This is a genomic window from Campylobacter sp. Cr9 (assembly GCF_020138295.1).
In the GTDB taxonomy this organism is placed as follows: domain Bacteria; phylum Campylobacterota; class Campylobacteria; order Campylobacterales; family Campylobacteraceae; genus Campylobacter_E.
Genome location: NZ_JACGBH010000009.1, coordinates 36,331 through 49,449 on the forward strand (window position 1 = coordinate 36,331; position 13,119 = coordinate 49,449).

8 protein-coding genes are annotated in these 13,119 nt (G+C 31.6%); 4 read left to right on the forward strand and 4 right to left on the reverse strand.

Annotated elements, in window-relative coordinates:
• The first annotated feature begins 2 nt into the window (after nucleotides 1-2).
• A complete protein-coding gene (gene fdh3B, locus AVANS14531_RS05635) occupies nucleotides 3-578 on the forward strand; it encodes a formate dehydrogenase FDH3 subunit beta (protein ID WP_336611641.1) in 576 nt (191 codons plus the stop codon).
• Nucleotides 579-643: 65 nt separating this feature from the next.
• Complete coding sequence (locus AVANS14531_RS05640) at nucleotides 644-1,117, forward strand: pyridoxamine 5'-phosphate oxidase family protein (RefSeq protein WP_336611642.1); 474 nt, start codon at nucleotides 644-646, stop codon at nucleotides 1,115-1,117.
• Nucleotides 1,118-1,187: 70 nt separating this feature from the next.
• Here AVANS14531_RS05640 and AVANS14531_RS05645 read toward each other — a convergent pair whose 3' ends face one another.
• Both AVANS14531_RS05645 and AVANS14531_RS05650 read right to left on the reverse strand, forming a co-directional pair.
• Nucleotides 1,188-2,534 (reverse strand): rhodanese-like domain-containing protein, encoded by a 1,347-nt coding sequence (locus tag AVANS14531_RS05645; RefSeq protein WP_336611643.1) that lies wholly within the window; start codon nucleotides 2,532-2,534, stop codon nucleotides 1,188-1,190.
• The gene (locus AVANS14531_RS05650) at nucleotides 2,531-3,418 is read right to left on the reverse strand and encodes a YeeE/YedE family protein (RefSeq protein WP_336611644.1); all 888 of its coding nucleotides are present in this window, start codon (nucleotides 3,416-3,418) and stop codon (nucleotides 2,531-2,533) included. The genes AVANS14531_RS05645 and AVANS14531_RS05650 overlap by 4 nt, the downstream gene beginning before the upstream one ends.
• A gap of 129 nt (nucleotides 3,419-3,547) precedes the next feature.
• Here AVANS14531_RS05650 and AVANS14531_RS05655 point away from each other — a divergent pair, with 129 nt between their 5' ends.
• Both AVANS14531_RS05655 and AVANS14531_RS05660 read left to right on the forward strand, forming a co-directional pair.
• A complete protein-coding gene (locus AVANS14531_RS05655) occupies nucleotides 3,548-3,844 on the forward strand; it encodes a hypothetical protein (RefSeq protein WP_336611645.1) in 297 nt (98 codons plus the stop codon).
• Between the two features lie 30 nt (nucleotides 3,845-3,874).
• The gene (locus AVANS14531_RS05660) at nucleotides 3,875-4,312 is read left to right on the forward strand and encodes a hypothetical protein (RefSeq protein WP_336611646.1); all 438 of its coding nucleotides are present in this window, start codon (nucleotides 3,875-3,877) and stop codon (nucleotides 4,310-4,312) included.
• A gap of 77 nt (nucleotides 4,313-4,389) precedes the next feature.
• Here the strand turns inward: AVANS14531_RS05660 and rpoC are convergent, their stop codons facing one another.
• Both rpoC and rpoB read right to left on the reverse strand, forming a co-directional pair.
• Entirely contained in the window at nucleotides 4,390-8,925 is a 4,536-nt protein-coding gene (gene rpoC / locus AVANS14531_RS05665) for a DNA-directed RNA polymerase subunit beta' (RefSeq protein WP_442862401.1), read from the reverse strand.
• A complete protein-coding gene (gene rpoB / locus AVANS14531_RS05670) occupies nucleotides 8,918-13,048 on the reverse strand; it encodes a DNA-directed RNA polymerase subunit beta (RefSeq protein WP_239817754.1) in 4,131 nt (1,376 codons plus the stop codon). Before rpoB ends, rpoC begins: the two co-directional genes overlap by 8 nt.
• Between the last annotated feature and the right edge of the window lie 71 nt (nucleotides 13,049-13,119).

A 13,119-nucleotide genomic window follows, 5' to 3' on the forward strand; every position in this document is an offset into this window, starting at 1 on the left:
AAATGGCTAGAATGAAGTTTTTTGTAGATAAAAATCGCTGTATTGGTTGTTTTGCTTGTCAAGTTGCATGTTCAAGCGGACACGAAGTTCCTGTTGGAATTAAAAGAAGAAAGGTAATTACCCTAAATGACGGAATTGAAGGCAAAGAAGTATCAATGACTATTGCTTGCCAGCACTGCACAGATGCACCTTGCGCGCAAGTTTGTCCGGTTAAATGCTTTTATATCCGTGAAGATGGTATTGTATTACATGATAAAAAAGTATGTATAGGCTGTGGATACTGCTTATACGCTTGTCCATTTGGCGCACCACAATTTCCAAGAGATGGTGCATTTGGAATTAAAGGCGAAATGGATAAATGTACGATGTGTGCTGGTGGTCCTGAAGAAACTAACAGCGAAGCTGAAAGAGAGCTTTATGGACAAAACCGCATAAGCGAAGGAAGAGTGCCAATTTGTGCTGCTGTATGTGCTACAAACGCACTTTTAGTTGGAGATGAGAGTGAAGTTTCTAACGTTTATAGAAAGCGTGTTTTAACTAAAAACGCAAATATAAACCTAAGCAATATGTTTATTTAAACTTTAGCCCCTTTTTTGGGGGCTAATTCCTATTTCAAATTCTTTTATATTTATGAAGGAATACAATGAATGAATTACAAGAATTTATAAAAACTTTTAAAAGCGTAAATATCTCAAGTCTTAGTATTGATAATAAAGTTCTTTGCTCTTATGCTCCAATAATTTTTAAAAACAATGAAATGTTTATTTTCATAAGCGAAGTTGCAAAACATTTTGCAAATATTAAAAATAACCCTAACAATGTAGAAATAATGTTCTTAGAAGATGAATGCAAAGCTGCAAGCATATTTGCTAGAAAAAGACTAAGCTATCAAGTTAATGCAACGATAGTTGATGATAGAAAAGAAGAATTATTTGAAGTATTAAAAGAAGTTCATGGAAATGAAGTAGAAGTGTTTAAAACCATGTTAGATTTTCATTTTATAAAGCTTGAAATTAAAAGCGGAAGATTTGTAAAAGGCTTTGGCAAAGCTTATGATATTGATACTTTCAATAATTTAAGTCTAGTAAATACCCCTCATAAAACAGCAAAAAATTAAAAGAATTTGAAATAGGAATTAGCTTTTAAGCATAAAGTTTAATTGTGCTTAAAAGCAATATAATGGCTTTTTAACTTTTACAACTAGCACCTTCTTTAAATACTGCACCATAATCATTTTTTGAATCGGGTTTAATCAAATCTAAATTCTTTTGTATTTCTAAGCTCTCATCCATTTGCCAAGCATTCCAGCCACCATCATAGATATAAATATTTTCCCAACCATCAAGTAAAGCCATAAACCAAGCAACACTAGCTCTCCAGCCAGTGCCACAATAAAAGGCTAAATTATCATTTTTATTAATGCCTTGACCTTGCCATAATTCATATATTTCATAAGGATTTCTAAGCGTTCCATCAGGGTCATAATAATCAGCTACATTAGATGAATTTGTCCCTGCAAATCCCCAAATAGCACCCTTTGGCTCACCGCTTTTTGGTATATAATCATAACCACTAATTTTGCCTATAAACTCATCCCAAGCCCTAACACTTACTAACTTTAAATCGCCTTTATAATTTTTAATATCATTTGGCATTGATATATTTATATTAGCATTTGCAGGAATTATTGCTTTAAAATCGCTTTCTTTATTAGGTATATTTGGAGTTTTTTCTATGCTAAATCCTGCTTCTTGCCAAGAATATAACCCACCATTTAAAAATCTAACATCCTTAACTCCAGCATATTTTAGTGCAAAAAATACTCTTAGAGCTGCCATTTGATTTTTAGAATATAAAATTATGGTTTTTTCACTCGTAATTCCTAAACTTAAAAGATTTTTTTCTAAAGTTTTCGCATCACTTAAATTCCAAACAGGAGCATTTTCTATTAAATCGGTATTAAAATGATAAGCACCTTTTATGTGCTCGCTATATTCATCGCTATTTTCTCCCCAACTAACCTCAAAAACCATAAAATCTTTACCATTAAAGCTTTCAACTTTTTTGCCTTGCATTAAATCGTTTAGCCATTTAGGATAGATTGCTAAATGATAATTTTTAAGTTTTACTAATTCATTATTATTTGCATAGTCTGTAAAATCAGCATAAATCTCACCATTGTATCCACGAGCTAAAAACTCCGAGCTAACTTTTTTTATCTCATCTAAATTAGAGCCATAAAATACGAGCTTTTTATCTTTTGTAATGCCTTTAGCCTTAAAATATTCTTCAAATTTTTTATTTTCAATAAAATCCATTGATAAAGCACTAATATTTAAAGCCCCTTTAATATGACCGCCATTTTTTGCCCCATCTTCGCTAAAACCATTATAATAACTATCAATTCTTGTATCAATTATCAAATAATCATTATTTAATCTAGCCTTAAATTCATCGGTATTTAGCAATTTAACATCATCAGCATTAAAACAAGCACTAAAAATAAGTGCAAACAATAAAATCAATTTTTTCACGATACTCTCCTTAAAATAATCAAAAATCCAAAAAGCATAAAAGGTAAAAATATAAAGGCTTGAAAGCTAAAATAAGCACTAGCGATTAAAATATTTGCCACATTACAACCACTCGCAAGAGAAGCTCCTAAAGCCATTAAAAAGCCTCCAATTACACTAAAATATCCTTGTTTTAGGGATACGCCTTTAAGCGAAAATGATTTTAAATTAGCAAAAATTGCTCCCAAAATACAGCCAAATAAAAAATACACTCCAGAATCTAAATATCTATATTGATTGGTTACTAGATATAAAATCATATTTTTACTAGGCACAGATAAAGTAAAACTAAAGCCTATTATTTTCCACATTAAAAGGCTTAAAATCGCTAAAACTATTGCAAGAATGCTAATTTTTTTGGCTTTATAAATAAAATATATGCTTAAAATTCCAAGCAAAGCAACTAAAATAAAAGGAGAAATATTTAAATAAGTATGAATATTTGTAAGTTCGTTTTTAGTAAAAACATCTATGTATTTTTTAAATACTCCATTAAACAAAGCCATACTAAAAGCAAAAGAAAAAGCCGTGATTAAATAAGAGCTATTATTAATAATTCTAGTAAAACTTCCACTAACACAAGCCTTACTAAAGGCCATTCCAACGCCAAATATAAAGCTACCTATAATAGTAGCAAGTATTGAGAATTTAAACTCAGGTATGGTAATTAATCTAAAATGCTCTAATGTAAAAAGACCCAAAGATTGTAAAAATACGCATAAACTTAAAGCACTAACAAACGAAAAATCTTTAAAATAAAAAAGATTTCTAAACCCAGAAAAAAAGCAAAATTTAAAATTTGCTAATAAAAATCCAAAAATAATTCCAAAAATAAGTGTATTCATTACCTAATGACTTTCTTTTAATTTTGTGCGATTTTAATCAATAATTGTAATTTGTAATTCCTATTTCAAATTCTTTAAAAAATATTAATTTTTTCCAAAACTTACCGATATAAATAAAAAGGGGTAAAAATGCAAATTAATTCTATAAATCAAACATCAATAAACAATCTAAACTCTAAAGCAAATCAAAATAATTTAAAAGAACAAATCGCAAAGATTTTAAAAGATGCTCCACAAGATGAGTGGGGCACTTATGATCCTAATGCCGTGCTTAGTAAAATAGGAGCTTACGAAAAAGGTAGCAAGATTTATGAAGCCTTAGAAAACGAAATGTTAAAAGGAATAATTACTTACCAAAAAGATCCAAACGAAGAAATATTAAGCACAAAAGATTCGCTTACAATAGATAGTAGTGATCCTGCTTGAGTTGTAGCACTAAAGCTAGAAGTTCAACCTTTGTTTAAATTTGAAAACAATTCAATATACCAAAGAGCTTTTTATCAAAATAACGATGATTCAAAAGAGCTTTTAGAATTTTTAAAAGAAAATCCCATAGACAAACTATCTCTAAGTGATAAAAAATTTAAAAAATCTTTTGAAGATAATGACAATAGATTAGAAATGTTATTTGCAAATGAAGAAATCAGCATAGAAGACTTTAAAAAAGAATATTTGAAACTAAAAGCTATTTATGATGAAAATAAATTAAAAGAAGAACAACCCGAAGATAAAAAACCATTCAAACCCATAGAAGTAAAAGACATTGATGTACGTGAGAGCATGAAAGATATTTTAAGCAAACTTGATATTCGTAATATCAAAGATGAAAGAGATTTATTAGCTTTATTTTTAGCTTATAAAAATGGTGAGAATTTATATGATAAAAGGGTTTAAATTCCTATTTCAAATTCCACAAAATTTTAAAAGAATTTGAAATAGGAATTAAGTTAGGGGCATTTAGCCCCTATTTATTAGTCGTTTTTGCGAATTTGAAGTTTTGCTCTTGAATAAAGACCTGTTCCAACAGGAATCATTCTACCTAAAACAACGTTTTCTTTTAAGTCTTCTAGGTAATCAATCTTACCAGTTACGCTAGCTTCTGTTAGAACTTTAGTAGTTTCTTGGAACGACGCAGCTGAAATAATACTATCACTACTTACTGATGCACGAGTAACACCCGTTAGTTTTGGCTCAGCTATCGCAGGTTGTCCGCCAAACTTCATAACAGCTTCGTTTTCTTCTGCAAATCTACGCTTACTTACAACATCACCTACTATAAACTTAGTATCGCCACTATCAATAATGGTTACTTGTCTTAGCATTTGCGAAATAATAATTTCAATATGTTTATCAGAAATTGCAACACCTTGACCGCTATAAACTTGTTGAATTTCGCTAATTAAATAATGGTGTAATGCTTTTTCGCCTAATATTCTTAAAATATCATTACTTGTAATTGTTCCATCAGTTAAACGCTCACCCGCATGAACCATTTCGCCATCTCTTACTTGAATTTGGCTGTGTCTATCAATAGTATGCTCAACTAAACTTCCATCAGCACCTTCAATAGTAATAATTTGTCTCATACGGCTAGCTTGTCCTAATCTTACAATACCATCTATTTCAGCTAAAGTAGCAGGGTTTTTAACCTTTCTTACTTCAAATAATTCAGTTACCCTTGGAAGACCTCCGGTAATGTCTTTTGACTTAGTTGCTGCTTTTGGTGTCTTAGCTAAAATTTGAGCTACTTTTACCTTTTGATTATCATTTACATAAATAACGGTTTTTGACTCTAATTGATATCTTATTGTACTTCCATCATCTTTTGTAATGATAATAGCTGGTTTCATACTAGCTGGTAAATATTCATTAACAACTAAAGAGCTGTTTCCTGTTAATTCATCAGTTTGCTCTTCAACGCTAAATCCTGGTTCAATATCAACAAAGCTAACAACACCATCGCTTTCTGCAATTATAGGGTTGTTATATGGGTCCCACTCAGCAATTATATGACTTTCTTTGCTTGCGTCTGTTACTATCAAATCATTTGCATTTTTTACTATTTCATTACTTGCAAACTCAATTTTTGACTTTCTTGGAACATAATGGCGAATTGCTTCTCTATCATTTCCGTCTGAAATAATTACAAATAAGCCTTTTTCATTTACAATATGACCTTTTTTAAGCTCAATTTTTTCTAAGCCATCGCTCTTTTGGATAAAGTAATTAATCTTACCTGTTGCGTTTGCTCTAATATCTTGAGCTATTGGCGCTCCATCTTCAATTTTAAGCTCTGATGCATAAGGAATACGTCTTGGAATATTGTAATCTTCCTTAATTACTTCAACGATACTTTCGTTTTCAACTACTTTATCGCCTTCTTTATATGGTAAGTATAATTTACCTAGTAAGTTTCCACTAACTCCAGCTAATTCATTAACCTTAGCAACATCGTGCTTTCTTAGGATGTATTTTTGCTCTTTTTTACCTGATTTTACAACGATTGTTATATCATCGTGAGAGTTGATATAAGAAACTACTCCATCAAAAGGTGCTTTAATCTTTGGCTCAACTAAAAGTATGTTTGCATTTCTTCTATTTGCAATAATTTTCTTACCTTCATTGTTTGTATAAGTTTGAACATTGTAAAATCTTATGAAACCTTCTTTTTTAACTTCTACTTGTCTGTCTTGCATATCAGTTGTAGCAGTTCCCCCACTATGGAAAGTTCTAAGTGTTAGCTGAGTTCCTGGCTCACCGATTGATTGAGCTGAAATAATACCAACAGCTTCACCAGTTTTTACTAGCTTACTTTCTGCAAGGCTAATTCCATAACATTTAGCGCAAATTCCTTTTTTAGCTTTACAAGTAATTGGAGTTCTAATAGTAACTGATTTAATATTGCTTTGAACGATACTTTTTGCTTTTACTTCATCAATTAAAGTGCCTTCATTAAATAATACTTCATTGCTAATTGGATCAATTACATCATCAGCTAAAACTCTTCCGATAATTCTATCGTGTAGGTTTTCAACCACAACACCATCTGCTGTAATTTCACTAACTTCAATACCTTCATGAGTTCCACAATCATGCATTGTAATCTTAACATTTTGAGCAACATCTATTAGCTTTCTTGTTAAGTGTCCAGCACTTGCAGTCTTAAGCGCTGTATCTGCAAGACCTTTTCTAGCTCCGTGAGTTGAAATAAAGTACTCAAGAACGTTTAGACCTTCTCTAAAGTTTGAAGTAATAGGAGTTTCAATAATTGAACCATCAGGTTTAGCCATAAGACCACGCATTGCTGCAAGCTGTGAAATTTGAGCAGTTGAACCCCTTGCACCTGAGTCAGCCATCATATAAATTGAGTTAAACCCTGCTTTATCATTTTTCATTAGGTTAATCATATTCTTTGATAGCTCATTATTTGTATTTTTCCAAATATCAATAATTTTATTATAGCGTTCGCTAGCTGTAATTAGACCTTGGTTAAATGAGTTTTGAATTTCTCTTACTTTTGCTTTTGCATTTTCAATATTATCACTCTTTTCTTCTGGAACAATAATATCAGCAATAGAAATTGAAATACCTGCTTTTGTAGCATACTCAAATCCTAAATTCTTAAGATTATCAAGGAAACTTGCGCTAATTTCTAAGCCACCATTTTTATAAACATAATCAACTAATGCGCCTATATCTTTTTTCTTTAAAACCTTATTCCATAATTCTTCAGGAACAAAATCAGGTAAAATTGATTTAATAATTAAACGACCTGCTGTAGTCTTAATGCTTTTGCCATTTACAACTGATTTAATACTTGCGTGAATATCAAGTGAGCCTGTTTGCATTGCCATTAATACTTCATCAACACCTGTGCAAATCTTATTAGCGCCTTTTGCATCAGCTTTTTCAAGCGATAGATAATAAATACCTAAAACCATATCTTGTGATGGAACTGTAATAGCTTTACCACTCGCTGGTAATAAAATATTCATTGAGCTAAGCATTAATATCTTACATTCTGCTATTGCTTCTTGACTTAATGGAACATGCACAGCCATTTGGTCACCATCAAAGTCAGCGTTAAATGCAGCACAAACTAAAGGATGAAGTTGAATTGCTTTACCTTCAACTAACACTGGATGGAAAGCTTGAATTGAAAGCTTGTGTAGTGTTGGTGCACGGTTAAGCATTACAGGATGATCTTTTACAACTTCTTCAAGACATTCCCAAACCTCATTGGTCTTTTCGCCTATCATTTTATGAGCTTGTTTAACAGTGGTTGCATAGCCTTTTTCTTCAAGCTTAGCTAATAAATGTGGCTTGAATAATTCTAAAGCCATTTGCTTTGGCAATCCACATTGATCCATTCTAAGTTTTGGACCAACAACAATTACGCTACGACCTGAGAAGTCAACACGCTTTCCAAGTAGGTTTTGTCTAAAACGCCCTTGCTTACCTTTAATAATTTCAGTAAGTGATTTAAGCGTTCTTTTGTTTGCACCTTTTGCAGCACCTGTTTGCTTTCTAGCGTTATCAAATAAAGAATCAACTGCTTCTTGAAGCATTCTTTTTTCGTTTCTTATAATAATTTCAGGCGCATCAAGCTCAATTAATCTTTTTAAACGAGAGTTTCTATTAATTACACGGCGATACAAATCATTCACATCAGAAACAGCAAATTTTCCGCCATCAAGTGAAACTAATGGGCGTAAATCAGGTGGTAAAACAGGTAAGCATGTAATCATCATCCACTCAGGGCGATTTCCTTCTCCACTTTGAGAACTAGCTAAAAAGCTTTCTACAATTTTTAATTTTTTTACAATTGCAGGTTTTTTTGATTTTGGAGCTAATTCGCAAGCTTCTTTAAGCTCTCTTACCATATCAACTAAATCAAGTTCAGCTAATAAGTCATGAATTACTTCTCCACCCATTCTAGCTTTAAAGCCTGTATCTTCATATCTTTCATTTAGTACTTGGAATTGTTCTTCGCTAATTACGCTATATTTTGAAACTTTTTTATTATCATCATAAGTTGCTGTATGAGCATCTCCAACTGCTTCAACAATATAAGCTTCATAGTATAAAACACGGCTTAAATCTTTTGTTGAAATATCAAGTAATGTTGAAATTCTTGCAGGAATTGCATTTGAATACCAAGTATGAGCTACTGGAGTAACTAACTCAATATGACCCATTCTTGTTCTTCTTACTTTACTTGTAGTTACTTCAACACCACATTTTTCACATTTAACGCCTTTAAAACGCATTTTCTTATATTTACCACAAAGGCATTCGTAATCTCTAATAGGTCCAAAAATCTTAGCACAAAATAAGCCATCTCTTTCTGGCTTAAGTGTGCGATAATTGATAGTTTCTGGTTTTTTTACTTCACCAAAAGACCATGAACGAATAGCCTCAGGGCTTGCTATTTTAAACCCTATGGCATCAAATTGACTTGGTTTTTCTTCTTCATTAAGTTGGATTTTTTTATATTTTTTATTCATTATCATTATCCTCTTTATAAATCTCAACATCTAAAGCTAATGATTTTAGCTCGTTTGTAAGAACAAAAAATGTTTCAGGAATTCCAGCTGAAGTTACATTTTCACCTTTTGCTAATGCCTTATATGCTGCAAATCTTCCATCAATATCATCTGATTTTATAGTTAGCATTTCTCTTAGAGTATGAGCAGCTCCATAAGCTTCAAGAGCCCAAACTTCCATTTCTCCAAATCTTTGACCTCCAAATAGTGCTTTACCGCCAACTGGTTGTTGTGTTACTAAACTATATGGACCTGTACTTCTTGCGTGAACTTTTTCATCTACTAAGTGGTGAAGTTTAAGCATATACATAACACCAACATTTACACGCTCTTTCATCTTCTCGCCTGTGCGGCCATCGTATAATTCACTTTTGCCATCCATATCAATTTTAGCCATTTCAAATAGCTTTTTAAACTCTGCTGCTGTAACACCTTCAAAAACAGGAGCACCAAATTTAACACCCTTACTCCAATCTCTTGCATGGCGAATAAATTCTTCATCACTCATATCTTTTAGATATACCTTAGCATCCATAAGTCTTGAAATATCACAAATATCAATCATTTTTTGGCGTAATTCTTTTATAAAATCAGCTCTTTTTGCATCAAAAATTTCTTGAATTTGCTCTCCCAATCTAAGACCTACTAAACCTAAATGGCTCTCTAAAATTTGACCTATATTCATACGACTTGGAACACCTAGTGGGTTTAGAACAATATCAACAGGTCTTCCATCAGGTAAATATGGCATATCAACTTCAGGAACTATGCAAGAAACAATACCTTTGTTTCCGTGGCGACCTGCCATTTTATCCCCTACTTTTAATTTACGCTTAGTAGCAATATAAACTTTAACAAGTTTTACAATACCATTTTGTAAAATATCATCTTTTTCTAATATTTCTAGCTTTTCATCATGCTCTTGTTTTAAATTTTTCTTTTCATTTTGGAAATGATTTTTTAAATTCTCATAATATGATTGAACATCTTTTGGATAAGCTTTAATAATACTTCCTATTGCAAAACGATTTAAATTAGATAAATCTTCTTCTTTTACAATATCTCCTTTTTTATAAGAAGTTCCACCAATGGTTTCAGCTTTTTCTAAAGGAGTTTCTTTTAATAGCTTAGCAATTTTTAAATTTTCTTCTCTATCCATCATTAACAGTCTATCATGATAGTCTTTTTCTAATACTAAGCGTTCTGCATCTTGAGCTGCTTTTGCACGCGCATCTTTTTCGTGTCCTTTTTTAGTAAATACTTTTACATCAATTACAACACCTTCAACGCTAGCTCCAGCATATAAAGATTTATTTACAACATGACCTGCTTTCTCACCAAAAATAGCTCTTAATAATCTTTCTTCAGGAGTTGGTTTAACCTCGCCTTTAGGAGAAACTTTACCAACTAAAATCATTCCTGGCTTAATATGTGTTCCTATTCTTACAATTCCACTTTCATCAAGGTGAGCAACATCTTCATCTTTTACATTTGGAATATCACGAGTTATTTCTTCTACGCCATCTTTTAATTCACGAGCTTCTATTTCTTTTTCATAAACATGAACGCTAGTAAATGCATCTTCACGGATCATTTTTTCGCTCATTACAATAGCATCCTCGTAGTTATAACCATTCCAAGGCATAAATGCGATTAAAGCATTCTTACCGATAGCAAGTTCACCTTGATCCATAGATGGACCATCTGCAATTACTTGTCCTTCTTTTACTAAATCACCTTTTCTTACAATAGGCTTTTGTGAAAATGTTGTATTTTGGTTAGTTCTTAGATTTTTTTCTAACTTGTAATGGTCAATATATAAACCATTTTCATCTTCTCCAAGAATGAAAATATTATTACTATCAACCTTTTCTACTTTACCTGCTCTTTTTGCCTTTATAGCTTCCCAAGCATCTCTTGCAACTACTCTTTCCATACCTGTTCCAACTATTGGAGCTGTTGCTGTTAATAAAGGAACTGCTTGGCGTTGCATGTTTGAACCCATTAGAGCACGGTTAGCATCGTTATGCTCTAAGAAAGGAATTAAAGAAGCTGCAAGTCCAACAATAGCTCCTGAAGTAAGGTCTATAAGTCCTATATCTTCACGCTTTGCTAATATTGTTTCTCCGTCAATTCTTGCTTCAAGCAAGTCATCTACAATATTGCCTTTTTCATCTACTTTTGTTGAAGCTGGAGCAATACAAATTCCTTCTTCTTGAGTTGCCGTTAAATATACAATTTCATCACTAACTTTTCCATCTACAACTTTTCTATAAGGCGCTTCAACAAAGCCTAAATCATTTACTTTTGCATAAGTAGAAAGTGAGTTAATAAGACCGATATTTTGTCCTTCTGGTGTTTCAACAGGGCAAATTCTTCCATAATGAGTTGTATGAACGTCACGAGCCTCAAAACTTGCTCTTTCTTTTACTAAACCACCTTCTCCAAGTGCTGATAATCTTCTTTTATGAGTAACTTCACTTAATGGGTTAGTTTGATCCATAAATTGTGATAATTGACCACCTGTAAAGAAATCAAGTAAAGTTGAAGTAATCATTTTTGAATTAACTAAATCACTTGGCATTAACTCTTCAATAGGAGTTGTAATAGAACTTAACTTATCTTTAATACCTTTTTGAATTTTAGCAAAACCTATGTGAAGCTCATTTGTTAAAAGCTCCCCAATAGCTCTTATTCTTCTATTTCCTAAATGGTCTCTATCATCTAAATATCCACGACCTGATTTTATTCTGTAAAGATATTGAATAGTTTTTACTATATCTTCTCTTGTTAAAACTGTAACATACTCAGGAACATCAAGACCTAATTTATGGTTCATTTTCATACGACCAACTCTTGTGATATCGTATCTTTCAGGGTTAAATAACATGTCTAAAATATATGTTTTAGCAGCATCTAAAACAACAGGATCACCGGGTCTTAATACTCTAAATATTTTTGCAATTGCAAATTCTTCTTCAGTTTCATAATTTTCAGAACGCTTAAATGATTTAAACATATCCAAATCATTTTGAAGAGTTTTTAACATTGAATCATCTACGCCAGACCCAACATCATTTGCTATTTTAAAATCACTGCCATTATGAACAAGTGCTATTAATTTATCTTCATCAAGCATTGTTAAAGTATCAAACAATAACTCGCCTGTATTTTTATCATAAACAGGTTCAGCTAATTGACGATTTGCTAATATATCAACAGGATATTCAATTAATTTTAATCCTGAATCTTCTAATTCTTTAATTTTCTTTTTAGTTAATTTTTTACCTGCTTCGTGAACTACTTCACCTTTTTCATTTACTAAATCAAATTCTACTCTATCACCTAATGAATTAACATCAAATTTTGTATAAAACTTATGCTTTTTAAGTGTAATTGTTTGGATAGGATAGAATAATTGAATTATATCTTCTTTGCTATAGCCTAAAACTCTTAAAAGTAAAGTAGCTTGGAATTTTCTTCTTTTATTAATTCTTGCATATAAAATATTTTTTGAATCAAATTCAAAATAAATCCAAGCACCTCTATCAGGTATAATTTGGCTAGAATATAAAAGCTTATTGCCTTCTTCACTCTCTTTGAAAATAACACCTGGACTTCTATGAAGTTGATTTACAACTACTCTTTCAACCCCATTGATAACGAAAGAAACTCTATCGGTCATTAAAGGAATATCACGAATAGTAATATCTTGTTCTTTAATATCTTTTATACCGATTTTTTCTCCAGTCTTTTCGTCTCTATCATATAGCGTTAAACGTATTTTTGCGCGTAAATTCGCTGCATATGTAAGACCTCTTTCCATACATTCTCTAACTGTATATTTTGGTTTTACAAATTCACAAGATACGTAATCTAAACTTAATCTATTTTGAGAGTCACTAACAGGAAAGAAAGATTTGAAAACTTTTTCTATACCACTTTCTCTGTTTTCATTACCAATATTTAAAAAATAATCAAAGCTTTTTTGCTGTAATTGTAATAGATTTGGAATCTCAATTTGTTGTGGAACGTTTGAAAAATCCACCCTTAATCTGTTTCCTGAATGTAAGCTATTTAACATATATGTACCTCTTGGTAAGTTTTGAAAGAATAGTTTTGTTGTTAAAACAACACAATATTAAAAAAGCCCTA

Bases quoted from the DNA above. Each gene is read 5' to 3' on its own strand.
- rpoB (WP_239817754.1), bottom strand. From the start codon at position 13,048: ATGTTAAATAGCTTACATTCAGGAAACAGATTAAGGGTGGATTTTTCA.
- AVANS14531_RS05640 (WP_336611642.1), top strand. From the start codon at position 644: ATGAATGAATTACAAGAATTTATAAAAACTTTTAAAAGCGTAAATATC.
- AVANS14531_RS05655 (WP_336611645.1), top strand. From the start codon at position 3,548: ATGCAAATTAATTCTATAAATCAAACATCAATAAACAATCTAAACTCT.
- AVANS14531_RS05650 (WP_336611644.1), bottom strand. From the start codon at position 3,418: ATGAATACACTTATTTTTGGAATTATTTTTGGATTTTTATTAGCAAAT.
- fdh3B (WP_336611641.1), top strand. From the start codon at position 3: ATGGCTAGAATGAAGTTTTTTGTAGATAAAAATCGCTGTATTGGTTGT.
- rpoC (WP_442862401.1), bottom strand. From the start codon at position 8,925: ATGAATAAAAAATATAAAAAAATCCAACTTAATGAAGAAGAAAAACCA.